Annotated in this window: 27 protein-coding genes; 11 read left to right on the forward strand and 16 right to left on the reverse strand. The window is 62.1% G+C overall.

All coding sequences use genetic code 11. The annotated features are described in order from the left end of the window. Nucleotides 1-5: 5 nt before the first annotated feature. The 4 genes from HDC32_RS04300 to HDC32_RS04315 form a co-directional block, all read right to left on the reverse strand. Nucleotides 6-938 (reverse strand): hypothetical protein, encoded by a 933-nt coding sequence (locus HDC32_RS04300; protein WP_184742664.1) that lies wholly within the window; start codon nucleotides 936-938, stop codon nucleotides 6-8. Continuing rightward, nucleotides 910-2,775: a filamentous hemagglutinin N-terminal domain-containing protein gene (locus tag HDC32_RS04305; protein ID WP_184742666.1), complete on the reverse strand. Its 1,866-nt coding sequence runs from the start codon at nucleotides 2,773-2,775 to the stop codon at nucleotides 910-912. The genes HDC32_RS04300 and HDC32_RS04305 overlap by 29 nt, the downstream gene beginning before the upstream one ends. A 7-nt stretch (nucleotides 2,776-2,782) precedes the next feature. After that, nucleotides 2,783-4,366 (reverse strand): ShlB/FhaC/HecB family hemolysin secretion/activation protein, encoded by a 1,584-nt coding sequence (locus HDC32_RS04310; protein WP_131699926.1) that lies wholly within the window; start codon nucleotides 4,364-4,366, stop codon nucleotides 2,783-2,785. A gap of 141 nt (nucleotides 4,367-4,507) precedes the next feature. Further along, on the reverse strand, nucleotides 4,508-4,837 hold the full coding sequence (locus HDC32_RS04315; protein WP_131699925.1) for a DHCW motif cupin fold protein: 330 nt from the start codon (nucleotides 4,835-4,837) through the stop codon (nucleotides 4,508-4,510). Between the two features lie 140 nt (nucleotides 4,838-4,977). Between HDC32_RS04315 and HDC32_RS04320 the strand changes: the two genes are divergently transcribed. Then, the gene (locus HDC32_RS04320; RefSeq protein WP_184742668.1) at nucleotides 4,978-5,463 is read left to right on the forward strand and encodes an HIT family protein; all 486 of its coding nucleotides are present in this window, start codon (nucleotides 4,978-4,980) and stop codon (nucleotides 5,461-5,463) included. A gap of 157 nt (nucleotides 5,464-5,620) precedes the next feature. Continuing rightward, a complete protein-coding gene (locus tag HDC32_RS04325) occupies nucleotides 5,621-6,442 on the forward strand; it encodes a hypothetical protein (protein ID WP_259244831.1) in 822 nt (273 codons plus the stop codon). Here HDC32_RS04325 and HDC32_RS04330 read toward each other — a convergent pair. Continuing rightward, nucleotides 6,399-6,875 carry a DUF488 family protein gene (locus HDC32_RS04330; protein ID WP_145338468.1) on the reverse strand — a complete coding sequence of 159 codons (477 nt, stop codon included), beginning with the start codon at nucleotides 6,873-6,875 and terminating at the stop codon, nucleotides 6,399-6,401. The genes HDC32_RS04325 and HDC32_RS04330 overlap by 44 nt on opposite strands. Nucleotides 6,876-7,025: 150 nt before the next feature. Beyond that, nucleotides 7,026-7,493 (reverse strand): GNAT family N-acetyltransferase, encoded by a 468-nt coding sequence (locus tag HDC32_RS04335; protein WP_184742672.1) that lies wholly within the window; start codon nucleotides 7,491-7,493, stop codon nucleotides 7,026-7,028. A gap of 402 nt (nucleotides 7,494-7,895) precedes the next feature. On the opposite strand from HDC32_RS04335, the gene HDC32_RS04340 reads away from it, so the two are divergent. From HDC32_RS04340 to HDC32_RS04350, 3 genes are all read left to right on the forward strand, one after another. Continuing rightward, nucleotides 7,896-8,189, forward strand: coding sequence for a fructose-bisphosphate aldolase (locus tag HDC32_RS04340; protein ID WP_131699920.1), 294 nt, complete (start codon nucleotides 7,896-7,898; stop codon nucleotides 8,187-8,189). Nucleotides 8,190-8,477: 288 nt separating this feature from the next. After that, complete coding sequence (locus HDC32_RS04345) at nucleotides 8,478-8,969, forward strand: GNAT family N-acetyltransferase (RefSeq protein ID WP_131699919.1); 492 nt, start codon at nucleotides 8,478-8,480, stop codon at nucleotides 8,967-8,969. Between the two features lie 18 nt (nucleotides 8,970-8,987). Then, the gene (locus HDC32_RS04350; RefSeq protein ID WP_167656863.1) at nucleotides 8,988-9,413 is read left to right on the forward strand and encodes a GNAT family N-acetyltransferase; all 426 of its coding nucleotides are present in this window, start codon (nucleotides 8,988-8,990) and stop codon (nucleotides 9,411-9,413) included. Nucleotides 9,414-9,472: 59 nt separating this feature from the next. On the opposite strand, the gene HDC32_RS04355 is transcribed toward HDC32_RS04350, so the two are convergent. After that, on the reverse strand, nucleotides 9,473-10,678 hold the full coding sequence (locus HDC32_RS04355; RefSeq protein ID WP_184742674.1) for a YgcG family protein: 1,206 nt from the start codon (nucleotides 10,676-10,678) through the stop codon (nucleotides 9,473-9,475). Between the two features lie 128 nt (nucleotides 10,679-10,806). On the opposite strand from HDC32_RS04355, the gene HDC32_RS04360 reads away from it, so the two are divergent. After that, nucleotides 10,807-11,622 carry an alpha/beta fold hydrolase gene (locus HDC32_RS04360; protein ID WP_145338464.1) on the forward strand — a complete coding sequence of 272 codons (816 nt, stop codon included), beginning with the start codon at nucleotides 10,807-10,809 and terminating at the stop codon, nucleotides 11,620-11,622. Further along, a complete protein-coding gene (locus tag HDC32_RS04365) occupies nucleotides 11,612-12,754 on the forward strand; it encodes a PAS domain-containing sensor histidine kinase (protein WP_145338463.1) in 1,143 nt (380 codons plus the stop codon). The genes HDC32_RS04360 and HDC32_RS04365 overlap by 11 nt, the downstream gene beginning before the upstream one ends. On the opposite strand, the gene dapF is transcribed toward HDC32_RS04365, so the two are convergent. Beyond that, the gene (gene dapF, locus HDC32_RS04370; RefSeq protein WP_145338462.1) at nucleotides 12,742-13,545 is read right to left on the reverse strand and encodes a diaminopimelate epimerase; all 804 of its coding nucleotides are present in this window, start codon (nucleotides 13,543-13,545) and stop codon (nucleotides 12,742-12,744) included. The two genes, HDC32_RS04365 and dapF, sit on opposite strands and share 13 nt — an antisense overlap. Nucleotides 13,546-13,619: 74 nt before the next feature. Between dapF and HDC32_RS04375 the strand changes: the two genes are divergently transcribed. Next, a complete protein-coding gene (locus tag HDC32_RS04375; RefSeq protein ID WP_184742676.1) occupies nucleotides 13,620-14,123 on the forward strand; it encodes an AAA family ATPase in 504 nt (167 codons plus the stop codon). Here the strand turns inward: HDC32_RS04375 and HDC32_RS04380 are convergent. After that, a complete protein-coding gene (locus tag HDC32_RS04380) occupies nucleotides 14,120-15,721 on the reverse strand; it encodes a murein L,D-transpeptidase (protein ID WP_184742678.1) in 1,602 nt (533 codons plus the stop codon). The genes HDC32_RS04375 and HDC32_RS04380 overlap by 4 nt on opposite strands. A gap of 40 nt (nucleotides 15,722-15,761) precedes the next feature. On the opposite strand from HDC32_RS04380, the gene HDC32_RS04385 reads away from it, so the two are divergent. Together HDC32_RS04385 and HDC32_RS04390 are read left to right on the forward strand one after the other, a co-directional pair. After that, entirely contained in the window at nucleotides 15,762-16,475 is a 714-nt protein-coding gene (locus HDC32_RS04385; RefSeq protein WP_131699911.1) for a murein L,D-transpeptidase catalytic domain family protein, read from the forward strand. 30 nt (nucleotides 16,476-16,505) lie between these two features. Beyond that, nucleotides 16,506-17,252 (forward strand): creatininase family protein, encoded by a 747-nt coding sequence (locus tag HDC32_RS04390; protein ID WP_131699910.1) that lies wholly within the window; start codon nucleotides 16,506-16,508, stop codon nucleotides 17,250-17,252. 50 nt (nucleotides 17,253-17,302) lie between these two features. Here the strand turns inward: HDC32_RS04390 and HDC32_RS04395 are convergent, their stop codons facing one another. Both HDC32_RS04395 and HDC32_RS04400 read right to left on the reverse strand, forming a co-directional pair. Beyond that, on the reverse strand, nucleotides 17,303-17,635 hold the full coding sequence (locus HDC32_RS04395) for a hypothetical protein (RefSeq protein WP_145338459.1): 333 nt from the start codon (nucleotides 17,633-17,635) through the stop codon (nucleotides 17,303-17,305). A gap of 34 nt (nucleotides 17,636-17,669) precedes the next feature. Next, nucleotides 17,670-18,314: an ATPase gene (locus HDC32_RS04400; protein WP_145338458.1), complete on the reverse strand. Its 645-nt coding sequence runs from the start codon at nucleotides 18,312-18,314 to the stop codon at nucleotides 17,670-17,672. A 130-nt stretch (nucleotides 18,315-18,444) separates the two neighbouring features. Here HDC32_RS04400 and HDC32_RS04405 point away from each other — a divergent pair, with 130 nt between their 5' ends. Further along, nucleotides 18,445-18,717: a hypothetical protein gene (locus HDC32_RS04405; RefSeq protein WP_131699907.1), complete on the forward strand. Its 273-nt coding sequence runs from the start codon at nucleotides 18,445-18,447 to the stop codon at nucleotides 18,715-18,717. Here HDC32_RS04405 and yfcF read toward each other — a convergent pair. From yfcF to HDC32_RS04430, 5 genes are all read right to left on the reverse strand, one after another. After that, complete coding sequence (gene yfcF, locus HDC32_RS04410; RefSeq protein ID WP_131699906.1) at nucleotides 18,692-19,324, reverse strand: glutathione transferase; 633 nt, start codon at nucleotides 19,322-19,324, stop codon at nucleotides 18,692-18,694. The two genes, HDC32_RS04405 and yfcF, sit on opposite strands and share 26 nt — an antisense overlap. Before the next feature lie 96 nt (nucleotides 19,325-19,420). Beyond that, nucleotides 19,421-19,957 carry a DUF924 family protein gene (locus HDC32_RS04415; RefSeq protein WP_131699905.1) on the reverse strand — a complete coding sequence of 179 codons (537 nt, stop codon included), beginning with the start codon at nucleotides 19,955-19,957 and terminating at the stop codon, nucleotides 19,421-19,423. Nucleotides 19,958-20,013: 56 nt separating this feature from the next. Continuing rightward, complete coding sequence (locus HDC32_RS04420; RefSeq protein ID WP_184742680.1) at nucleotides 20,014-22,467, reverse strand: TonB-dependent receptor; 2,454 nt, start codon at nucleotides 22,465-22,467, stop codon at nucleotides 20,014-20,016. An 88-nt stretch (nucleotides 22,468-22,555) separates the two neighbouring features. Beyond that, complete coding sequence (locus HDC32_RS04425) at nucleotides 22,556-23,509, reverse strand: FecR domain-containing protein (RefSeq protein WP_131699903.1); 954 nt, start codon at nucleotides 23,507-23,509, stop codon at nucleotides 22,556-22,558. Next, nucleotides 23,506-24,003, reverse strand: a complete 498-nt coding sequence (locus tag HDC32_RS04430) for a sigma-70 family RNA polymerase sigma factor (RefSeq protein WP_184742682.1) — start codon at nucleotides 24,001-24,003, stop codon at nucleotides 23,506-23,508. Before HDC32_RS04430 ends, HDC32_RS04425 begins: the two co-directional genes overlap by 4 nt. Nucleotides 24,004-24,067 lie beyond the last annotated feature (64 nt).

A 24,067-nucleotide genomic window follows, 5' to 3' on the forward strand; every position in this document is an offset into this window, starting at 1 on the left:
CCGGCTTAGCGCACCTGGCACTCAACCGCACTCGATCCGCTGCCCGTATTGGCCTTCGGCACGTTAGAAAAGAATGAGGCCGGCACAGTGAACGGAAGACCAGGGTTCTTCGGTAATAGCCCCGGAGGAGTCGCGATGCTTTGCGTAAATCCAAACTGGCCGGCGTTGAAACCCTGCATACCGCCCTTGTTAGCCAAGATGACCTGACCGTCGATAACCTCCACGTACAAACCTGGCGGCAGCACCGGCACACTGGAAGACCCTGACATAAACGCAGGCACTACCGCCGCAAGCGACGCTTTGCCTTGCGCCGCCCATGACTCGACCGAGGCCAGGACATCAGCCAGGCGATACACATAGCGCGCCGAAACCGCAGCGACAAAGGCCGTGTTAGAAGCATCAGCCTGCCCGGCCGATGACGCCAACCCCGCCGCCAGGCTGTTCAGCCGGGACGAAGCACGCGTCGCCACGACTGCCGCCGGCTGGTAAAACACCACCACGCTGGCCGATTGCAGGCCGATCCGGCCGCCGGGCGTGATCAACGTCGAGCGATCCTGGCTGCGCTTGCCCAGCAACCCGCCATCGGAGCGCAACCCGCCCTGTTTCAGGGTGAACACTGCGGCATCAGCGCCAGGCGTATTCACGTCGTAGGCAAACGCGTCCACGCTGAGCACGGTCCCCGGTTGCAAGGTCAACAAGCTGTCGTCGCCCAGGCGCACTTGCGCGTAGCCCTTACCCTGGGTCGACAAGGTATCGCCGACTTCCACCCCCGACTGCTCACCCAGTACGCGCATGCTGCCGTCGAGCTTCTTGACGAACAACGGCCCGCTCAGATGAATCACGGTACCGGCCACGGGGGCGGCCTGAACCCAGGTCGCTGCACTCAGCAGTGTCAGCACCAGCAGCGCGTTAATTGCAGTACATTTTTTTGGGCGCATTTTCTTTACCGTCCTGAGTATTAGTAGCGACTTCCTTGGTTTCTGAGGAATTATCGATTTGTCCATATGTCGGGAAGCTATCGCCCGAAATGCCGGGCGACGTTTTATTGATCGTGGCAATGACCTCAGTCGCAGCCTGATACACCGGTTTGACCGGCTTATTCGTCGTCGGCGGCGACAGCACCTGGCACAACGCCGAGTTCGGCGCCAACGTACACATATCTGAGCGGGGCGGCACTGCGACAGGCACCGGATTCTCGACCGGCGGCCGGTCGACGTCAGTGATCGTCAAGCGACCGCCAGCAGTTGGCTGCCCCTCGGTAAACACCCTCCCTCTGCCGCTGGCCGTGCCCGCACCGTCATGGTTGGCGGCCAGGGTGATATCCCCACTGAACTGGATCAGCGAATTGACATGGATGTCGTTGCCCGCCTGGGCCGTAAGGCCGACACCAGTGTTGGTGTTGTTGACGCCTGTGTAGAACGTGATGTCGTGGGTGGCTTGCAGCAACACATTGGAGGTCGCGTTGGACAGCAGGTCGGCATCGATTTCACTGTCTGTGCCCGGCGCATTGGCGAAGGCCGCCACGTCCCCCAGGGACGCCGAAGGGCCGGACAGGAACGAGGTGACCAGGATATTCGCCGGGTCCAACTGCCAGAAGCCCGCTGTGCCGTTGGCCGCGCGCGTGTCGACCCGTGCACCCGCCACATCGAGGAAATGCCCGGACGTCTCGACCAGGCCGCCCTTGCCCGAGGCCGCCCCGCCGCGGGCCGACAGCGTGCCGTAGACGCGCGCGGTGTCAGTGCCCCACACGATGATCTTGCCGCCGTCGCCACTGGCCAGGGCGTCGGCGGAAATTCGCGCCTCCTGGCTCACATAACTTTGTTTGGCATTCAGGACGGCCGGGTTCTTGCCCTGGTAGTCACCGCCAATCAGCACCCGGCCACCGCCGCGTTGGCCGCTGGCATCGATGCGCGCATTGCCCATTACGCCGACCTGCTCGCCCAGCACCTGGATGTCGCCGCCGCAATCAACGCCCATGGCGGTGGTGCTGCTACCGGCTTCGAGCAAGGTGGTGCGGCTGGACTTGAGCACCACCTTGCCGTTGGCGCCGACCACGGCACTGTTGGCGTTCAGCGTGCCGCGCTGGTTGACAAGCGCGCCGTAGATACCAATGTTGCCGCCCTGGGCGATCACGGTACCCAGGTTCAGCGCCTGGTCCTGTTCCGCCGACACCACCACGTGCATGCCCGGATTAGTGGAGTCCACCAACTGCACCGAGTGCCCCGCCGCCAGCACGGTTTCGCCCTGGGGCGTGGTGATGATGCCGGTGTTGTTCACGTCCGGCGCGATCAGGTACACCTGGCCCCCCGACGGCGTGGTAATCGCGCCCTGGTTGCTGACCTGGCCAGCCGGCCCGTCAGCGGAGAAACGTCGGTTGCCCGAGAGGAAGTCCGCGTTGGAAATCGCCAGGCTCGACGCCACCAGGCCGCCGACATTGATCTGCGCACCGGCACCAAACACGATGCCGTTGGGGTTGATCAGGAACACCCGCCCGTTGGACTGCAAGGTGCCGAGGATCACGCTGGGGTCCTGGCCGGTGATGCGGTTGAGCACGCTGCTGTTGCTGCTCTGTTGCAGAAAACGCACCAGCTCGCCCTGGGCGATGGAAAAGCTCGACCAGTTGATGATTGCATTGGGGCTGTTGGTGACGCTCAGGGTGTTGCCATCCTGGGTGAATGTCACCTGGCCGTTGACGATCACCGGGTTGACCGGGGCCGCCGCCGCGCTGGTTGCCATCACCAGGGAGAGCGCCATCAAGGTAAGTTTGAATGTCATGGCACCCTCAAAAGGCCAGGCTGAGACGGACATGCAGGCGATCATCGCCGCGCTGGGTTTCACTGGCTTCGGCGTGCAAGGCATGGCCGTAATCCATTTGCAGATTGAGGTTGCGCCGGTAGATCAGGCGCACGCCTAAGCCGGTGCTGCTCAGGCTGATGTGCTCGAACTCGCCGGGCAGTGCGTTGTTACGGGTCAGGTAACCGGCGTCATAGAACGCCAGGGCACGGCACTGCCAGCTGCCGCCCAGGCACAGCGGCGGCGTGTAGGCTTCGAGGTTGCCGACCACACCCGAGTCGTTGCTCACCTCGCGTTCACGGAAGCCGCGCACCGACGCCGCCCCGCCGGCGCCAAACTGCTCGCCGGGCACCAGGGCATCCTTGGTGTACTGGCCGTTCAACGCCGCGCGCAACTGCCAGGCGGCCGGCAGGATCTGCGTGATGCTCGTCGCGAACCGCAACGCTGTGTAGTCATCCCGCGCATGGGCGCGCGCCAGGTCGAAATCGCGCTGCTGCCCCTTGGACCCGCCTGGAATGTTGTGCAACAGCGACAGGCCGATGTTCGCGTCGCCATCCACCCGCACCCAGGTGCCCTGATACCCCAGGCTGATGGGGTGCACGGTAATGTCGTTGCCCAGTTGCACATCGAACAGTTCCAGGCTGCTTTTATAGGCCTTGTAGTCGACGCCATAGACCAGCTTGGATTGGTAATTGCCCACCGTCGCCAGGTTGTGGTTGTAGCGCGTGCCGAAGATCGTGCCACGGCCGCTCACGGCCAGGTCGAAGATGCCGGCCGTCACGGTGCCGCTGTCGACGTCCGAGTAGCTGGTGAACAAGTCCAAGGAGTCGCCCAGCGCATACAGCGGCAGGTGGTAGCCCAGGCCGTAGACACTGACCCGCTCGGGCTTCTCCACCGTGGTGGTGTATTGCAGGCTCATCACCTGGTCGCGGCCGAACATATTGGCGTTTTGCAGCACGGCGCCGATGTAGGTCCGCCCGGTTTCCTTCGAGCCGCTGTTATCCAGGTTGAGGGCCGCGTTCCACGGTGACTCATCGCTCACCTGCAGTTCGGCGTCCACCGTATCGCTGGCGGCGCTGCTCTTGAGCTTCATCACGGTCTGCTTGGCCGGGTTCTCGTTGGCCAACTTGAGGCTCTTGGACACCGCCGCCAGGTCAGGCGAGGTGCCTTCCTGCAGCGCCGGCAGCGACTGGCGCACGTTGGCGGTGCTGAAATGCCGGTTACCGGCGACTGTCACCTGGCCAATCCGTACCTGCACCACATCCAGTATCACCACGCCGCCATTCAATTCCTGCTCGGGCAAGTCGACGCGCACTAGGGGATAGCCGAGCCGATGGAAGGTGTCTTCGAGCGCCTCCTGGGCCTTGGCCACGTCGCTGAAGTCGCGTTGGGCCCCCTCGAACGGCGCCACCGTTTGCGCCAGCGCACTGGCCGGCAGCAGCGTATTGCCGCGCACTTCAAAGCGGGTGATGTCAAAGCGTGGCGACAGCGGCTCGCTATCAGCGGCCACTGCGAAGGAGGTGCACACCGCCAATGAGGCGGGCACCAGCAAGAGCATGAAACGGTCGATCATGGGTTGGCCCTTAGGCAGCGTACGATTTAAACGACTTACGCTGCGTTAGGCGCCAGCAGGGGCAGGCCCCGGCGCAGAGTGTAGCCATTAGATTGCCACTGCGATAGAGAAAGTCCCCATGTTTTCGAAGGGTTTGCAGGTTTAATCCACAATAAACAGCTTGGCCCCCGTGGCAGTGGATGAACGATGCCCCTCCATGTCATTGCCCACCTGGTAACTCATCCCGGCCGTCAGCGTGAACTGGCGGCCGTCTTCCAACTCTGTGTGCAACTCGCCTTCCAGGCACAGCAGCACATGCCCGCGCGTGCACCAGTGATCGGCCAGGTAACCGGGGCTGTAATCGACCCTGCGCACGCGGGTGGTGCCGAAGTGGCGGGTGCGCCATGAGGCACTGCCGGTAACGCCGGGGTGAAGCTCGGGTTCGACGGTGGACCAGTCGGTGATGCCAAACGGGACAGCGGTGAGTTCCATGGTTTGCTCGGTCGTCAGTTAACGTGGCCTGAGGCTATCCACCCGACAACGTGCGCGATAGACACAGATCCCGTGGTTTTGTGGGATACAGGCTAGCGTGCTTGTTATCCTGCCCACCCTGCTCCCAAGGACGCGTGCTGATGCAGATCGACCCCGCCTACATCCTGTTTGAGACCGAGCACTGGCTGCTCAACCATCACCTGACGTCGAAGCTGCCGGGTTACCTGATGCTGGGCGCCAAGGCGCCGATTGATTCCCTCGCCGATATGCCGGAGGCAGCGTTAGCCGAATTGGGTGGACTGCTGGCAAAAACCCAGCGCGCCATGGAAGCGCAACTCAAGCCCAAGTGGTTGTATATCAGCCGCTATGGGCATATGCCGGGGTTCCCGCTGCACTTTCATTTCATCCCGGTGTATGACTGGGTGGAGGAAGCATTCTGGCGGGATGAGCGTTATCGGCGGTTGCAGGATTTGGGTTCGCAGGACCTGGCAAAAACGCTCACCGATGGCGCGGAACTGACGCTGTTTGTGTGGCGGGAGTTGGGTGAAAGCCTGATGCCGCCGGTGATCAAAGGGCTGTCGGTTGAGCAGGTGATCGGGAGCTTGCGCGCGCATTTGCGTCACTGATGGAGATCCCCGGCGGGAGCTGACTTATCGGCACGGGTGGCGGTGTAGCATCAGGAATCGAAGTGCTTTGTCATGTGTGCATGCGCCGTTACAAGTCTGTCTGGCAGCTTTCCGATGCCTGGATACAGTTCAGAAAAGACTTCTGGATATGGCCCCCATGAAACGCAAAGTTCGAATCTTGATCCTGTGCAAAACCTACCCTTCCCCGAGCGCAAAATATGCCGAAACATCCTGCGTTGCGGGGATGGATGAGGACGGCAATCTCATACGGTTGTATCCCGTACCGTTTCGCTTGGTGACCAGTGATCAGCAGTTTGCCAAGTGGCAATGGATCGAAGCCTCTATAGAACGCAGCCCGGCGGACCGCAGACCAGAAAGCCATAAGATCGGCGTGGACAGTATTTGTGTGGGCAGGACCCTGCCCGCAGGCGATTGGTACGAAAGACGAGTATTGCTGGACAGACTGATGGTTTATGAAAATTTTGACGCACTGGAAAAGGCCAGGATTGAGCATAACGTCACGCTAGGCCTGATCAGGCCGGCACGCATCGCAGCATTACGCATCCAGAAATCAGCCTCTACAGAATGGACCCCAGAGGAAATTGACAAGCTGCAATCGATGCAACGCCAACCCAGCCTGTTTGAAGAGCAGGAACACGCCAGCATCAAGCGCCTGGAGAAAGTGCCCTTCGACTTTCATTACGTTTATGAGTGTTTGGTCGACGGTGAACTGAAAACCCATATCCACAAAATTGTCGACTGGGAAGCCAGTCAACTCTTCAGAAACGTGTATCGCAAACACGGCGCAAAAGGTTGGGAGGCCCCCTTTCGGCACAAGCTGGAAACCGATCTACCCGACAAAGACCTCATGCTGTTGATGGGCACGATCCATCGTTTTCCCAAACAGTGGCTGATCGTAAGCTTGATCTATCCGCCTAAGCGACAGAACGAAGACGATCAACAAATAGCGTTGTTTTGACCGACAGATGCTGAGCTTCCAGCGACGGCTCCACTTCCTGCGCGGCTTCGGCAATCAAACTGCGATGGCAAAAACTTGCGTCCGCCTCATAGCAGACCATGCAGACCCGCTGTTCAGCCGCACTGCAAAGCAGCTCGCTCAACACCGTGCCTTGGGTGCGGATATAAGCCCTGAACTCACGCGCATAGGTGGCCCAATTACCGTCTTCCTTGAATTGCCTGCGTATGGGCTTCGGGCAGCCGAGCGGCCGGATGTGCTCATAGGCGATCCCCTCCGCAGCCAGGCATTGGGCAAAGGCATTTTTGGAGAAGCCTTTTTTTCGCGACAGCGGGTATTCACGCACATCCAGCACCTTGTCGATCCCAGCCTGCTTGAGTCGCGCGATGAATGCGTCGATAGACAGTCCTTCGTAGCCTGCAGTGTAGAGGTTCATGCGGAGTCTCCTGGGGCCTCCCGGCGCGATCAAAAGGTAAAAAAGCGCCGGGACTATAACATCGCCGGTTATTGACCAGACTTTGAGGGTGACGGGCGGAGCAGATTATTGCGTAACAAGCAAATAGCGCTTTTTGGCCAGTACACCGTTTCAACCAATCTGCTTTTTCATCGGAATGCACGCCAACTGCAACCCCGACGGCGAGTGGTAAATCGCCTGCTCATCCCCCACGTAGCCACACGCGCGATAAAAACTCGCGGCATTCAACGTCGCGTCCAGCACCACCTCTTCAATCGCCAGTTCCCGTGCGACCTGCTCAAGGTGATCCAGCATCGCCTTGCCATGCCCGCGTCCGGTGAATGCGGGCAACACGAACAGCGCGCCGACTTCGTGGTTGGCCGGGTCAAGCATGCCGGTAGCGATCGGCTCACCGTTCAGCCAGCCCAGGTAGAACGGTTTTTCCATCAGCGCGCTGTAGCCGTCCTCGGCCTTGCCACGGGTCCAGAGCGCCATGTGTTCGGCGGCGTAGGCGCCGATGCATTGGCTACGGATGGCTGCGCGGCGGATGTCAAAAGCGGCGTTGGCGTCGGTGGGGGTGGCGCGTTTTATTTCCAGCATGGGGTCCTTCCTTCATGGGTTTTCATTGCCCGCCGGGGTGAATGAATAACGGAGGTGAGGGCGTTTGCTCCCGCTTTGGCAGTTTAATCTTATCAATCCCTTAGGCCGATGCAGTCGTTCTGCCAGTCGGTTGCACCTCGGCTGACGGCACTTTATAGTTCGCCCCGTCGCCGGCTTTGGTCAGCGACAGGGTTTCGCAGCCCTCACAATTATTACCAGTACCGTCAAACCCGACGCAGCCGATTCACGGCTGCCTCTCGTTTTATGGCGGTTGTGCGTGGGAGACCTTCGGGTCTGCCGGGTTCTGGTAATAATCCCCGGTCTGCGAACCCGCGCACAGCTGCCACCCCCTTTGTTTCGCAGCAAAACGGTGGCAATTATTCTTTCTTGAGGATTATTACCATGACAACTCAACACCCGCCCCGCCGCTTCACCCCCATGTCCCAAACCGCAACCGACTACCCCGTGCTGCTGATCGACAGCGACGCCCCACTCAGCGAGCTGCATGCCTGCGCCAGTGAGCGTCTCAACGCCGCCCTCGCCTATCTGCACCTGATGGCCTGTTCCAACGTGTCCGACTATGCCGAGCACGACATCAACACCGTCGCCAATACCGCCCGGATCATGGTCCAGGATGTGGCGGATGTGTTTACGGTGATCGAGCGGCGAGGGTTTGATTCGCCTGCGGTGAGTTGATGTGACTTGAGCGGTGAGGAAGCCCGCTTTGGCGGGCTCCACACTGCCTCTTGACCTCGATGGCCCTGACCAACATGCATCGGAAACAGCACCCACCACCAAGCCTGGCGCGGACAAAACTGTGGGAGGGGGCTTGCCCCCGATAGCGGTGGGTCAGTTATAAATGGGTTAACTGACACGCCGCCATCGGGGGCAAGCCCCCTCCCACAATTTCGATCTGTGTTCTGCGCAGAGTCCCAGCGAGGCCGTTATGATGTGGCCTTTCGCTCAACGCCCCAGGAAACGCCCATGCCCGCCCTCACCTTACGCAACGCCCTCCCCGCCGACGCTGCCCGTTGCTACGCGATTGAAATCACCGCCTACGAGGGCGACGAAGCCGCGACCCTGGAAAAGATCGCCACCCGCATTGCGCTATACCCGCAAGGCTTTTTGATCCTGGAGGCCGAGGGCGAGGTGGTGGGTTTTATCAACGGCGGCTGCGCCCATGAAGTGGTGATGTCGGACGAGGCGTTCAAGGAACTGGTGGGGCATTCGGCCGAGGCGCCGAATGTGGTGATCATGTCGGTGGTGGTCGACCCGGCGCATCAGGGCAAGGGGTATTCCAAGGTGTTGATGACCGAGTTCGTGCAGCGCATGCGCGCGATGGACAAGCGCACGATTCACCTGATGTGCAAGGAACAGCATGTGCCGTTGTACACCCGCATGGGCTACACCTATGTGCGCCCTTCACCCTCGGATCATGGCGGCATGGCGTGGCATGAGATGGTGATGACGCTTTAACCACCGGAGGGTTTCGCGATGACCGCAGCGCTTATAGAAATCAGCGACCAACCCAACCCCGACGCCGAGCGCATTCTCGGCAACGGCCTCGCGGCGTTCAACGAAGGTATTGCCGGCTACAACGACCGCCTGCCACTGACGGTATTGATCAAAGACCCCGACACCCGGCAGATCGTCGGCGGCATTACCGGCAAAACCACCTTGGGTATGGCCTTTCTCGACCTGTTCCATCTGCCCGAAACCCTGCGCGGCACGGGCCTCGGCAGCCGGTTGCTGAACGCCTTTGAGCACGAAGCCCGGCGGCGCGGCTGCGCGAACGCGGTGCTCTACACCCTCAGTTTTCAGGCCCCGGGGTTTTATGAAAAGCATGGTTGGGTGCGGTTCGGGGAGGTCCCTTGTGAACCGGCAGGCAGCAGTCGCGTGTTTCTGTCCAAGCGGCTGTAACGTTCCGGGCTTTGCCAGACAGCCGTTTGCAGCCTGGCGTCACGCAGAACAAGCTCCGATTACCAACTCCCCGACGCCCCGCCACCGCCACTGGAACCACCGCCCCCCGAGGAACTGCTGCTGGAGCTGGAGCAACTGGAACCCGAACCGGAGCCACCGCCCGAACCGGACCCCGAGCCGGAACTGGCAATGCTCTGCACAAACACGATAAACGCCACAAAGGAGGCCACTGGAATCGCCACGATCCAGCCCTGATACCCGTGCCCCAACAGTGTCCCCGCAGCGACGTAGATGGCCATGACTGCCAGCGCACGCAGGAGGAAAAAGCGCGGGCTCTTTTTCCAGGATGCCCTGATGACGAAGAACAACCCGAGGCACAAGCCCAGCACCAACGCCGCGCCAAACGGCCACACCAGCCAATGGATATAACTGACCTCCACGAACCGGTTGGCGATCACCACCCCGACGATATAGGCCAACAGCCCTATCACGCAGTAGAACGCCGTGCGCGCCAGCCACAAGGCGCCGAAGGTGGCGCCGCCGATCAGGAGGGTCAAGGGCAGTACCAGCAGGTACATCGGCCATTCCCGGCCGCCGGCGAATGCCACCAGCGCCACGGTAACGGCTGCCGTGGCGATCAGCGCCCCCCGCCAGCCCAGCTTGCGCGCCGCGACCAGCACGCCGCCGACGGCACCGCACACAAACGCCAGCAACACCGCAAGCGCCTCAAGACTGCCGCCGTGCCCGGCCACTTGCGGCAAGTCACCGCCATCCACCAGGACAACCAGGTCGTTCACGCCCTGCTCGACACCGCCGGCATAGTCGCCCTGGCGAAACGCCGGGGTGATGTGCTCTTCGATAATCCGATGGGCCAGCAGGTCGGTCACCGTGCCCTCCAGGCCATAGCCCACCTCGATGCGCACTTTGCGGTCGTCCTTGGCCACCACCAGCAGGATGCCGTCGTTGATGTCCTTGCGTCCCAGTTTCCAGGCGCGGAATAGTTGGTTGGCGTAGTCCTCGATGCTCGCGCCACCGGTGGTGGGCACCAGCAACACGCCAACCTGCGCGCCTTTGCGCTGTTCGAGGGCGGCGAGTTGGTCTTTCAGGCGGGTGGTGGTGTCGGCGTCGAGGGTATTGGTGAGGTCGATCACCCGCTGGTCGAGGGCCACGCCGATGGGCGACGTGTCGGCCTGGGCGGTGATAAACAGGCCGGTGGACATCAATACCAGCAGAATCAAGACGGATTGCCGCAACCACCGCATCATGTTTGTTACCTGAAGTTTCTTCCTGAAGGCGCCGACTTTACCCTATCAGCGCTATAAGGCGTGACCCAAAGCCATCGACTATCTAAACTGCAGCACACCTAGCAATACGCCATAATTTCGAGATCCCCATGGGCCTACTCCAGCGCAACAACGTCAACGTGATGGGTGACGGGCACTCAACCCTGGTGTTTTCCCATGGTTTTGGCTGCAACCAGGCCATGTGGAACTACCTCGCGCCGCAGTTCAAAGAGCGTTTTCGCGTGGTGCTGTATGACCTGACGGGCGCCGGTCTCTCCGACCTCAACGCCTTTGACAAGGCCAAGTACAGCACGCTGGACGGCTATGCCCGCGACTTGAACGAGATCATCGACGCCTTTGCCGAGGGCCCGGTGATCCTGGTGGGGCACTCGGTCAGTGCGATGATCGGCACCCTCGCCGACCGCCTGGCCCCCGGCCGTGTCGCCGCCCACGTGATGATCGGCCCCTCGCCTCGCTATATCGATGCCGACGGCTACGTGGGCGGTTTCAAGCGCGCCGACATCGACGACCTGCTCGACACCCTCGACAGCAACTACCTCGGCTGGTCCAGCGCCATGGCCCCTGTGATCATGGGCGCCCCCGGCCAACCGGCGCTGAGCGACGAGTTGACCGAGAGTTTCTGCCGCACCGAGCCGGACATCGCCAAGCAGTTTGCGCGAGTGACCTTTATGTCGGACAACCGCCAGGACGTGATCGGCCTGCCCACCCCGGTGCTGATCCTGCAATCGAGTGACGACCTGATCGCCCCGGTGGCCGTGGGTGAATACCTGCACAGCGTGCTGCCCAACAGCACCTATTGCCTGGTGGACAACGTCGGCCATTGCCCGCACATGAGCGCGCCGCAGGCCTGCGCGGCGGCCATGGATGCCTTCCTGGTGCCGTGGATGGCAGCGCGTGCCGGCTGATCTGTTCGACAGCGCCGCCTGCGCCCTGGCCGTCACCACGGAAGATGGCACGATCCAGCAGGCCAACGCGCGCTTCAGCGACTGGCTGGGGTTCAGCCTCGCCGAGCTGCAAGGCCGGCGCTTCCAGGACCTGCTGAGCATGGGCGGGAAGATCTTCCACCAGACCCACCTGGCGCCGATGCTGCGCATGCACGGCAGCGTCACCGAGGTAAAGCTGGACCTGCTGCACCGCGATGGGCACAAGCTGACCGTGCTGCTCAACGGCAACAAACGTGAACAGGCCGGCGTCGTGGTGTACGACCTGGCGCTGTTCGGCACCACCGACCGCGACAAGTACGAGCGCGAGTTGCTCAACGCACGCAACCTGGCCGAAGCGCTGTTGCAGGAAAAAACCGCCACCGAAGTCGCGCTGCAACAAGCCCAGGCCGAACTGAACGAGGCCTACGCCATCGCCCAGCGTCGCGCCCTGTTTGCCGAGCAGATGGTGGCGATTGTCAGCCATGATCTGAAAAACCCGCTCACGGCGATTCGCATGGCCTCGGACTTTCTCAGCCGTGGCGAACGTACGCCCAAGGAGCGCCAACTGCTGGGGCATATCGGCCAGTCCTCCGAGCGCGCGCAACGCATGATCGCCGACCTGCTGGACTTTACCCAGGCACGGGTCGGCCAGGGCATCACCATCAAGGCGGCGCCGCTGGACCTGCATGAGGTGATCCATCGCGCGGTGGACGAACTGCGTGTGGCGTTCCCCAAGGCAACGCTGGTGCATCAAGCACAAGGCAGTGGCGACGCCTGCCTGGATGCCGATCGCGTGCAGCAGATCATCGGCAACCTGGTGGCCAACAGCGTGGCCTATGGTGACCCGCAACGGCCGATCACCATCACCTCGCGCCTGGCTGACAGCGCTTGCGAAGTGGCGGTGCACAACCACGGCACGGCGATTCCGGCAGGTTTGCTGGCCGGGCTGTTCGAGCCCATGACCCGTGGCACCGACCAAGGAAGCGACGTGCGCAGCGTGGGCCTGGGCCTGTATATCGTGCGGGAGTTGGCCAAGGTGCATGGCGGCGATGTGGCGGTGAGTTCCTGTGCCACTGCCGGCACCACCTTTACGGTGACGTTTCAGAGCAGGTAGGCACTGCCCTGCATGATCGGCTCCACGCTGCCCGTCAACACCACACCGCCCTGCCCGTCCCAGCGCACAGTGACCGTACCGCCGTCGCACTCCACCTGCACCGTGGCATCCAGCAAGCCACGGCGGATGCCATTGACCACCGCGCCGCAACAACACGAACCGGAACCCAGCGGCACGCCGCCGCCACGCTCCCAGATGCGCAGGCGGATATGCCCACGGTCGAGCACCTGCACGAAATGCACATTGGTCCTGGCCGGGAACAGCGGGTGAATTTCCAGCGCCGGGCCCACGGCGGCCGGGTCGATGGCGTCGATGTCGGCCACAAAAAACGTGCAATGGGGGTTGCCCATGCTGCACGCCGCCGGGTTGCCCGCCAGCGGTAACGTACACGTATCCATGGCCTCGGCCAGCGGCACGGCCGACCAGTCCAGCGACGGCGCGCCCATGTCCACCGACACCCGCCGCCCCGCCTCGCGCACACAGGTCAGCAGGCCACGGTCAGTGCGCAGCACAACCGAATCGCTGCGGGTTTCATGCATCAAGCGGTCGGCCACTCCACGCGTGGCGCTGCCACAGGTTTGCAGCGGCGTGCCGTTGGGGTTCCAGAACTTGATGCGCGCGGCGGCGTCTTCGCAGTCGAGCACCACGGCCAGTTGATTGAAGCCAATGCCGGTGTGGCGATTGCCCAGGCGGCGGGCGACCTCGGGGGTGACAGGGTCGTCCAGGCCACGGCGGTCGATGATGATGAAGTCGTCGCCATGGGCGTGCATCTTTGTGAACGGCAAGGTCATGGACTGTCCTGGGGTCGACCGGTGGGGGAACTGGAGGATACCCTGAACCGACCCAACCTTATCGAGAGTCAAGCATGCTTATCGTCTTCAGCGGCCTGCCCGGCACCGGCAAAACCACGATTGCCCGCGAGTTGGCGCGCCAGACCGGTGCGGTTTACCTGCGCATCGATGTGATCGAGCAGGCGATTCGCGACGCGGGCGTATTGGCGGGTGATGTCGGTGCCAGCGGTTACGGCGTGGCGAATGCGCTGGCGCTGAGTAACTTGCAGTTGGGCCATAGGGTCGTCGCCGATTGCGTGAACCCGGTGCAGGAAAGTCGGGCAGCCTGGACAGCAATGGCCGCGAAGGCAGAGGTGGAGCTGATCAATATTCAGGTGGTGTGCACAGACTCGCAGGAACACCAGCGCCGGGTGGAAAGCCGTACGGGCGACATTCCTGGGTTGACGCCGCCGACTTGGCAGTCGGTGTCGGCGCACGAGTACGAGCGCTGGGACCCACCCGTGTTGACCCTGGACACGGCCTCCGTGACAGCCACCGAGGCCGTCGCGTTAATCGTCGCCCACACGGCAATGCCCTAGAGGACACTCCCCATCGCCTTCATCAACACCAGGTCGCGCCCATAAATATCCGGCGCGTACACAAGGTCACCCTGGGCGTCGACCTGCACCGTCCAGTAACCCAACAGCACCGGCACCGGGGTGGCCAGCCGGAATTCATGGGTCACGCCGGTGGCCAGCAGTTCATCGGTGCGCGCGCGTTCAGCCGGGCTGACCAGCAGGTCGCGCAGCAGCAACGGTTGTTCAACCCTGACGCAACCGGAGCTGAACGCCCGTGGGCCTTTGGTGAACAGCGGTTGGCTCGGGGTGTCGTGCAGGTACACCGAGTACGGGTTGGGGAAGCGCATCACGATCTTGCCCAGCGGGTTGCGCGGGCCGGCTTCCTGGCGCAGCAGGATATTGCCGGGGCGCGCCCAGTCGATATTTTCCGGCGCCAGCGGGTTGCCTTCGGCGTCGAGCACTTGCAGGTTTTGCTGGCGCAGGTATTCGGGGTTGAGCCGGATGGCCGGGAGTTTGTCCTCACGCATGATGGTGGGCGGGATGGTCCAGGTGGGGTTGAGGGTCAGCCGGGTGATGCGAGACTTGAGCAGCGGCGTCTGGCGTTCGGCGCGACCCACTTGCAGGCGGGTTTGCCACACCGGGATGCCGCTCTGGTACACGCTCAGTTGCGCTGCGGCGACGTTGACCAGCACGCCTTCGGGCTCCAGGTCCTGGGCCAGCCAGCGGAAACGCTCGAGGTTGATGCGCAGTTGTTCACGGCGCATGGCCGGGCTGATATTGAGTTCGGCCACCGTGCCGGCGCCGATCACACCGTCCGATTGCAAGGAGTGGCTGAGCTGGAAGGCTTTCACCGCCGTGACCAGTTCCGGACCGTATTGTGTGCCCGCGCCCTTGGGTTCGACGGGCAGGTAGCCACCGCTGTGGAGCCGACGGGCCAGTTCCGGGACGCGCGGGTCTTCCATGCCGGGACGCAATAACGGGCCGCTGCCGACCGGGTCCCAATGGGGCAAGGGTTGCAGACGCACCATGGAATAGGCGTTGCGCAGGCTGCGGTAAAGATCGGCGCTGGGGCGTGCCTGGTCAAAGGCTTGCGCCATGTCCTGCAGGCCGACGGCAGCGAGGGCCAGCACTTCGGTGTTGGGGTCACGGGTGGGCGGCTGCGAATGCCACAGCGGTTCGAAGCGCGATTGCTGCAGGCGTCCGTAGTGCAGATCCTGCAGGGCTTGCAGGTAGTGCTGGCTGCTGCCGATGTCGCTGCACAACACGTTGGCCGTGGCATCCGCCGCAGGCAGACTATAGTGGGTGGGGTCCAGGCCGTCGTCGGCGAGCATCAGCAACTGAGTCTGGAGCGCTTGGCGGCGCGTCTCATCCGCCCACAACGGTGCATCGCCTTGTTGCTGATAGAACGCTTGCAGGCGCGCAAGGGCCGGCGCATCGATCTGCGATGCCAGGCCGGGACAGACACTGGGCAACTGCGCCAGGGCTTGTTGCACCGGAGCCAGGTCAAGCGGCGCGGGGGTCGTAACGAGCAACGGCTGCACCGGCAGCGCATCGGCTGTCGCGACCAATGGTGCAACGAGCAAGCAAATGCTCAAGTAACATGCGTGTTTTTTGAACAATGACTTTGCTCCAATCCACAGCGGGGGAGATGTACTGTAGATGCTGACTTTTATGTGTCGCCTCGGTTTGGCCACCGTGGGCCTGGCTTTACTGAGCAATTCTGCGCTCGCCGCCAATGGCAACCCTCCTTCCTTGTATAGCAGCCTGGCGCGGTCGGCTCCAGAACTCAATCCCGCTGTACTGAAAAGCGCCCTGAACGCCGTGCAATGCGCGGTCAATAATGGCGAAGAACGCTCCGAGCGCCTGGCCGTGATTGACTACTCCCAGCCTTCGACCGCCCGTCGGCTGTGGATCTTCGACCTGCGCAAGAAAACCCTGGTGCTGCGCGACCTGGTGGCCCACGGTGCCAAATCCGGGGAAAACTTCGCCACCCAGTTCTCCAACCTCGAAGGCAGCCACCAATCCAGCCTGGGCCTGTTCCGCACCCAGGAAAGCTACTTGGGCACCCATGGCTATTCGCTGCGCATGGACGGCCTGGAACCGGGATTCAACGACCAGGCCCGCGACCGCGCCATCGTGATTCACGCCGCCGACTACGTCAGCCCCTTGTGGAGCAAGCGCGAAGGCCGCATCGGCCGCAGCCAGGGTTGCCCGGCCGTGCGTCCACAGGTGGCGCGCCAGGTGGTGGACAAGCTCAAGGACGGGCAGTTCATGTTTTCGTGGTACCCCGACCAACGCTGGTTGAAGTCCTCGACGTACCTCAATTGCAAACCCCAACAGGTGGCGAGTAGTCGTACAATCCGTGGCGGTTAGCCTGTCCCCACAGATAAAAGAGAGCTTCGCATGCTTCTACATCAATCGACCTGGATCGAGATCGGGCAGTTCCTGGAACGCAGCCGCACGGTGGTGATCCCCATCGGCTCCAACGAACAACACGGCCCCACCGGCCTGCTGGGCACCGACTGGATGTGCCCGGAAATCATCGCCCATGAGGCGCAAAAGCACGCCGACATCCTCATCGGCCCGACCTTCAATATCGGCATGGCCCAGCACCACCTGGGCTTCCCCGGCACCATTTCCCTGCGCCCTTCCACCTTTATCGCTGCGATTGGCGACTGGGTGCGCTCGCTGGCCGGGCATGGTTTCGACAAGATCCTGTTTCTGAACGGTCACGGTGGCAATATCGCCACGATTGAAGCGGCGTTTTCCGAGCTGTACGCCGAGGCGAGCTTCGGCCGTCGCCCTGCCGGGTTTGCGTTGAAGCTGGTGAACTGGTGGGACCTGGAAGGCGTCACTGACCTGGCGCACCGCCAATTCCCGGTGGGCCATGGCAGCCATGCGACGCCTTCGGAGATCGCAGTGACGCAGTGGGCGTACCCGGACGCGATCAAGTCGGCCGACTACTCCCCGCAAATCGCCAACACCGGGCCGATCCGTGAAGCCCTGGACTTCCGCGCACGCTTCCCAGACGGGCGCATGGGCTCGGACCCGGCGCTGGCGACGGTGGAGAAAGGTGGGGAGTTGGTGGCGCTGGCGGCTCAAGGGCTGGTCAAAACCGTCAACAACTTCAGCAACGAAGCCAGACCTTAGGCCTTATGCAGATCCAAATGTGGGAGGGGGCTTGCTCCCTCCCACATTGGTTATCTGCAGTCCTGCGCAACCTGTTCAAGCCGCGACGGCGTGATGGTCGACGCCAGCGGTTTGCGCTCATACAAAAACACTTTGCCGCCGTCCCCGGCCTTATAAACTTCCAGCACGTCATCGGCAGCAATTTTGCTGGTCAACACCACCCTGGCGTGGCGCGAGTTCTGCGTCACGGTCGAGGTGATCCCGTGTTTTTCCAGCTTGGGGAGCACGCATTGCACATAGGCTTCGGGGCTCTTGCTGGTTTGCAGGATCAGGGTCGGCTTGTTAGGAGCAGAAACACAACCGGCCAGCAACGAGGCAGCGACCGGTACGAAAAAAGAGCGCATGAAAAAATCCTGAGTCTAAAAATAAAGGTTCACATCAACCCGCGCGAACCAGCGCCTTGAGCGAGGCATCGAACTGCTTCAACGCATCGAGCTGCACATCCCGCTGCTGCTCGATCCGCGCGGCAATCTCCGGTGCGGCCTTGTCGTGCACCCACACCGAGGGCACCTGCCTGTGCACCGAGCCTTCGGCCTTGGCGATGTATTGCAGGTCCGCGTCATAGAACCGCGCGATAAAGCGCGCCTCGACCTGATCGTTGCGCGGGGTCAGCAGTTGGTTATGGGTATCGAGCATCACCACCACGTCGGGGCGAGCCTGCACCAGGGCATCCAAGTTGTCGTAGACCGTCACCGACAAAAAGGTTCCCTGCAGCGAGTTCATCAACCAATCAATGGCCAGTTCCGGGTCGGAGCTGTTGACGAACGCCTCGCGGATACGTCCGTCAAGGGCATCCCTGGCGCCATTCAAGGCCATGTCGTGGTAGCGTTCAAGGTAGCTGAGGTTGTCGCGGGTGTTATCGCTTAACAACACGCCCACCGATTGCGCACGCTGCAGGGAGTCTACGCTACCGACGATAGGTAGCAAATGGCCTGTATGCAGTTCACCGGCGATGGCCGCATTATTCACCAGCACGGTGCCGAGCATCAGAATCATTAAACCAAGCTGAATAATCGTCCTCATCACGCATTTCCTTGAACAGCGTTTCGATGAAGCAATTTTGCGCTTTCCCTGCAAAAACAGAACTTGCAATGCGTGATGGTGACTATTATCTGAAGCGATAGTGTCGCGATAAAATTTATAAGGAGCCGCCATGAAGCCCCACCAGAAAACCTTCGACCGTATTCGCGAAGCTGTCTTGCCGGAGTTTCGCGAGCGAGTCGCCGATTACCTGGCCGACTATGAATACGTGCTGCAGAATCCGGGCGCCGACCCAGACCAGGCCTATGCCAGTGCCCAACAATTGCGCGGCTACCTGCGCGGCTTGAACACCACGCGAGTGCTGGGCATGGCCGATTGGGAAGACCTGGACCGGCGCGTCATGCAAATGACTGCAAACGCTACAGCGCAGGACGTCGCAGGTTGACCCATTCCTGCACAGACGGCCGGCACCACTGGCGTTCTGCATAGGCCACCAGCTCGGTGGGTACGCTGTCACCGTTGAGGATCAGGCGATTGAGCATCACCGCCAGGTCCACATCAGCAATGCACCACTCACCGAACAGGTACGAAGGGTTGCCCGCCAACAGCGCCTGTGCCGCACTGATCAAGCGCCGGGCTGCCCCTTGGGCGTCGGCTGACAACGGCGGCATTTTCTGCCCATAAAACACCACCAGGGTCGAACGCTCCTGGCGAATCGGCAGCAAGTCACTGCGCAGCCACGCCTGTACCTGTCGCGCCCTCGCCCGCTGTTTTGGATCGGCCGGGTACACGGCTGTCTCGGGGTAGGCCTGGTCCAGGTATTCGGTAATCGCGGAGGATTCCGACAAGGCAAAATCGCCTTCCACCAAGGTCGGCACCCGCTGGGTCACGGACAACCGGGCAAAATCGGCCGTCTGGTTTTGCGCGGCATCCAGGTCCAGGGTGACCAGGTCGAAGGCCAGGCCTTTTTCCCGCAGGGTAACGAACACCGACATCGCGTACGGGCTGGTGTAGAGCGAATCAACGTAGAGGCGTAACGGGGGCTGGTTCATGGCGGGGCTCCTTGGGTGAAGCCCTACGCTACGAGATGTGCGGCGGGAAAGACAATGCGCTGTTTTTATGGGGGCATTCCTGGACGGAATAGCGGGTTAACCGGCAAACCCGCCCTTGTCCAGAAAGGCGCGTTCTTCATCCGTGGTGACCCTGGCTAGCACCGCATTACGATGGGGGAAACGCCCGAAGCGCTCGATGATCTGCGCGTGTTCCTTGGCCCAGCGGTAAGTGTTGGCGTCCAGCTGCTGGTTGAGGATCAGGGAGCGTTGCTGGTCCCTTGGGTCTTCCGAGTGTTCGAACGGCAAATAACAGAACGCGCGCAATGCCGGCTCAACCTGCTGGTCGAGCCCGGCGTCCACCATGCGCTGGGCATACAGGCGTGCCAGCGGGTCGGTGGCGAACATGTGCGCCGTGCCGCGAAAGGCATTGCGTGGGTATTGGTCGAGCAGGACCAGCAAGGCCAAGGCGCCTTCGGCTGAATCCAGCCAGCTTTCCAGCTCGCGCCGGGCGGCTTGCAGGTGGGTGGCGTGGAAGGTCTCGCGGAAGGTGGCGTCGAAGGCATCGTCCTTGGCGAACCAGCGTTTGGGGCCGGCACTTTTCCAGAAGTCGATAACGGTCTGTGGCGTGTTCATTTTATTCTCCTGTAGGCGCGAGCACGCTCGCGCCTACAGTGGACCGTGTTTACCGCTTAGAAGTCCACCGTCGCCGACAGCTTCACCGTACGCGGCTCGCCCTGGGTCAGGTAGTTATTGGCCGTCGACGCCGACGCCCAGTACGCTTTGTTCGCCACGTTTTCGACATTGGCGCGCAAAGTGATGTACTTGTCATCAGCCTTGAAGCCGTAGCGGGCGCCGAGATCGACGCGGGTCCAGGCCGGGATGTTCAGGGTGTTGGTGGCGTTGACGTATTCCCCCCCGGTACGCAGCATCCGCGCGTTGACGGCGGCGCCCTGGAGGCCCGGGATGTCCCAGTCGGCCCCCAGGTTATACTGGAAACGCGGCACGCCGGCGGCACGGTTGCCGTCGCTAAGACCGTTGGAGGTGTTCTGCAATTCGGTGTGCATCCACGTGGCGCCGGCCAACAGACGCAGGCCGTCGAGGGGTTCGCCGAACACGTTGAGTTCGACGCCTTTGTTGATTTGCTCGCCGTCGACATTGAACGTCCGCGTACCGTTGGGAAACTGCGGCGTCACACTACCGGGGTTATTGTTGGTCGCGCTGTTGGGCTGTTCGATGCGGTATACGCCGAGGGTCGCACCGTAGTTTTCCCAATCGAGCTTGACCCCGGCTTCTGTCTGTTTACTGCGACTGGGTGGAAATACGTCGCCGCTGTTGGTGATGTCGACAGCCGTCGGCACCGTGGGTCCCTGGGCCAGCCCCTCAATCCGATTGGCATAGAACGACACGTGCTCCCAAGGCTTGACCACAAGCCCATACACCGGCGTGGTAATGGACTCGCCATAGTTTGCGGTGCGCGCACCGCTCGTGGTGTTCCAGCCATCCACTTCGATGGTCTGGCGACGTACGCCAACGGTCAACAACACGCGATCATCAATGAAACCCAGCGTGTCCGAAACGGCGGCACTCTTGATGCGATTCTTACCGACGATGCGCGGGTCGTGGATATCGCTGCCAAAGTAAGTCACGGTCGGGCGTGGTACCTGGGTCGGGTTGTACAGATTGCCCGGCCGACGGGTGCCCTGCTGGATCGCCTCAAATGCTGAACGCTGCTCACCCCAAATACCGGACAAACCGAAGTTGACCCGATGGGTCACCGGCCCCGTGTTGAAATGCCCGTTCAGGCCGGCCATGGCGCTCTTGTTGTCTTCATCATGGGGCGAGTACAAAAAGCCTACGCGACCGCTGCCATCGTTGCCCACATACAACGACGAATACTGACCATTCTCGCGTGTGTGCTTGGCACCGCCACCGACATAGACCGTCCAGGTTTCATTCAGGTCGTACTCGGCATTGAACATGCCGTAGGTGTCCTCCAGCTCCGACCAACTCCAGTCCTGCGCATAGTTATTCTTGGCCGACGGCGCCTTGGGTACCTGGGTGCCGTTGGGGTAGACCACGGAACGGCCGTTGTTGATGCGCTCTTTCTGATAGCCGAAGTCAGTGGACAGGCGCAGGCGATCGCCACGGTAATCCAGGGCCACGGCCACCAGTTGCGAGCTTTTGAATTCATCATCGATGGCTGTGTCGCCGCCATGCCTGGCCAGGTTGACCCGCGCGCCGAAGCGGTTGTCCTCGCCAAAGCGTTGGCCCAGATCAAGGTGACCACCGGACTGCCCGTCGGTGGTGGTGTCGAGGGTGACGCTGCGGGTGGCGATGTCTTCGGCACGCTTGGGCACCAGGTTGACGCTGCCGCCAATGCCGCTGCCAGCGGGCGATACACCATTGACGAAGGCATTGGGGCCTTTGAACAACTCGACGCGCTCCAGCGCCTCGGTGGTGATGATTTGCCGGGGCAGCACGCCGTACAGGCCGTTGAAGGCAATGTCATCGGTGTTTAAGGGCAGGCCACGGATGGTGAACACCTGGGAGAAGTTGCCGAAGCCGGATGACTGGCGCACCGAGGCGTCGTTGAGCAGCACATCCCCGACGGTGCGTGCCTGCTGGTCGGCGATGGTCTTGGCGGTGTAGCTGACCACGCTGAACGGCACATCACTGATCGAGCGATTGCCCAACACGCCGAGCCGTGCCGAACGCGCCACCTGCCCGCCGCCGTAAGTATCCGCCTGCGCCCCGCCTTCACCGCTGATGGTGGTGGCGCCCAGCTCCAGCGCGTCGCCAGTGGCCTGTGGCACGACGGTGTAGCCATTGCTGCCGGCGCTTTGCAGCGTATAGCCGCTCCCTTGCAGCAACTGCATAAAGCCCGATTGTGCGGTGTAGCTGCCCTGCAAACCTGTGCTCCGCTGATCATTGAGCAACGTGGCGTCAAACGACAACGGCACGCCCGACAGCGCCGCAAACTGCGCCAATACATTACCCAATGGCCCAGGCGCGATCTGGTAGCTGCGCGCCGCGCTGGTCGCCGCCTCGTCAGCCATGGCGCTGTGCAGCGGCGCAATGGCCGCCAGCGCGACAGCCAGGGTCAATGCCTTCAAAGGGCGGATGGGGTGTGGTGTGAAGGTCATGGGCATTCCTGTCGGCACGGTGCAAAGTTGAGGGTTCTCCCCTACACCGGGCGACAACGAAAAAGGTATCAGCGAACGGGTAAAAATTTCAGCGTGGCTCAATCGTTACCCAGTAGCCGGTCAAGCTGCTGATGGTTACCGGCAGGGTTTCCTGCAAAAGACGCAGGCTGGCATCGGTGTCACGCAACGGGAACGCGCCGGACACGCTCAGCCCGGCCACACTGGCGTCGCAGCGCAACACGCCATGCCGGTAGCGGCCCAACTCCTCAAGCAAATCCGCCAGGCGCATCTGCTGCGCCAGCAACATGCCGTTCTCCCAGCTCAGCGCGCCAACATCCAGCGGCGCCAGCGCCGCCACGCTGTCGCTGCCGAACGCGCTCTGCTCGCCGGCCTTGAGAATCAGCCCACGGCTGGCATGCTGCGGCAGCATTTCCACCGCCCCGTCGACCACCGCCACGCGGCTGCTCTGCTCACCGACCCGCACACTGAAATGCGTGCCCAGTGCGCGGGCGGTGCCGTGGCGGGTCTGCACGATAAACGGACGATGAGTCGGCGCAGGGTCCTGGGCCGTGGTGATCATGACTTCGCCTTGCAACAACTCGATACGCCGCACGTTGTCGGTGTAGGCGATATTCAGCGAGCTGGCGGTGTTGATCAGCAGCCGCGTGCCATCCGGTAGCGTAAGGTTGCGTTGTTCGCCGATGGCGGTGTGCTGGTCGGCGGTCCATGCCTGCCAGGGCTTGTGCTGCAAGGCCAGCCAGCTTGCCGGCCCCGCCAGCAGCAACAGCCCGAGGGCCTGGCGCCGGCCGAAGGATCTCTTACGGCCAATGCGCTTGAGGGTGTCCCCGGCAATCGCGCCGGGCACACTGTTGAAATCGCCGAGGATCGCCTCCGCCCGTTGCCAGGCCTGGGCGTGCTGGGCACTGCGGCACTGCCATTGGGCGATGGCACGGCGATCCTCGTCGGTGGCGCTGCCAGATTGCAGTTGCACCATCCAGTCGGCGGCTTCACCGAGGATCAGCGGGTCGATCGACGGGTTCATGCCACGCTCAGGCATGCGAGGAACGCATCGCGCATGTAGCGCTTGACCGAGGCCAGCGACACCTTCAATTCGTCAGCGACCTGCTGGTAGGTGAGACCGTCGATCTGCGACATCAGGAAGGCCTGGCGGGTTTTCTCGGGCAGATCGCGCAACATGGCTTCGATGCGGTACAGCGCTTCGAGGATCAACCAGCAGGTTTCCGGCGACGGTACTTGCTGCTCGGGCAGGTGGGCGATGGTCTCGAGGTAGGCCCGTTCGACTTCCTGGCGCCGCCAGCTGTCGATCATCAGTCCCTTGGCGATATGGGTGAGCAAAGCGCGCGGCTCGCTGCCAAAACCCACGCTGCCCTGACGAGTCAGCAGGCGCATGAAGGTGTCGTGGGCCAGGTCGGCCGCGTCGCTGGCATTGCCCAGCTTGCGGTCAAGCCAGCGATACAACCATCCGTGGTGTTCGCAGTACAGGTCCTTGATAGGCAGTTTGAGGGGGGACGACATGCAAGTCACCGGCGCCGAGGCCAAGGAGTAATTAAGAATTGATCGCATTCTAGTCTGGACAACG

Source organism: Pseudomonas sp. JAI120 (genome assembly GCF_014207255.1).
Taxonomy (GTDB): domain Bacteria; phylum Pseudomonadota; class Gammaproteobacteria; order Pseudomonadales; family Pseudomonadaceae; genus Aquipseudomonas.